This is a genomic window from Rhodococcus sp. 852002-51564_SCH6189132-a (assembly GCF_001665495.1).
GTDB lineage: Bacteria > Actinomycetota > Actinomycetes > Mycobacteriales > Mycobacteriaceae > Rhodococcus > Rhodococcus pyridinivorans.
Genome location: NZ_LZMJ01000053.1, coordinates 1 through 900, shown reverse-complemented (window position 1 = coordinate 900; position 900 = coordinate 1). Strand labels below are relative to the sequence as shown.

1 protein-coding gene is annotated in these 900 nt (G+C 65.7%); it reads right to left on the bottom strand.

The window, feature by feature from the left end:
- Nucleotides 1-879, bottom strand: a protein-coding gene (locus tag A5767_RS23125; protein ID WP_442978757.1) for an IS5 family transposase whose coding sequence is annotated in 2 segments (ribosomal slippage) — nt 1-534 and nt 533-879 — 881 coding nt annotated over the 2 segments. Because the reading frame shifts where the segments join, the coding sequence is not laid out codon by codon here. This gene is flagged as partial in the annotation.
- Between the last annotated feature and the right edge of the window lie 21 nt (nt 880-900).

The window sequence follows — 900 nt, the reverse complement described above, 5'->3', positions numbered from 1 at the left end:
TGCTTTGTCCAGGCGACGACGGCGTTCAGCACTACGGCAGCGCGGTAGACGGTCGCGAGTTTGTCATATCGCGTGGCCAATCCACGCCACTGCTTGAGATGGCAGAACCGGCGTTCAACCACATTGCGGCCGCGATAGTCAGCCGAATCGAATGCCGGCGGTCTGCCACCACCTGATCCGCGTCGGCGACGATGTCCGGCCTGATCGGACGGTTCGGCGATGACCGCGCCGATGCGGCGCCGCCGCAGCAGCGCACGGTGGGCGCGCGAGGAGTATGCCTTGTCACCGCGGACCCGGTCCGGCCTGGTGCGCGGACGTCCACCGGCCAGACGGGGGACTCGCAATTGGTCGAGCAGATGCGGGAAGGCAGGCGAATCGCCGAATTGTCCCGGCGCGACGAGCACGACCAGCGGCAGTCCGTGACCGTCGACGAGTTGATGGATCTTTGTCGACAGACCGCCTCGGGAACGGCCGACGGCGTGGTCAGGCGGTTCGATTCGCAAATTCGTGTAATTCGATGGGTCCCCCTGTGTGGCGGGCGATGTTGGTGGCGTGCTGATGCGCACGGACGATCGTCGAGTCCACCGAGACCACCCAGTCCAGTATCCCCGCAGCGTCGGCGATGGTGAGCAGTCGTTCGAGGATGCGGTCCCAGGTGCCGTCGCTGGACAGGCGTCGATGCCAGGTCCAGATCGTCTGCCACGGCCCGAACACCCCGGGCACGTCGCGCCAGGCAATGCCGCATCGATAGCGATAGATGATTCCCTCGACCATCGCTCTGGCATCGGAGAACGGGCGGCCACGGCGGCCGGTCCGGGCCGGCAGAAGATCGGCGATTGCGTCCCACTGCTGGTCGGAAAGAGTCTGGAATCGCGTCACTCAACCATCATCGGTGCTGCT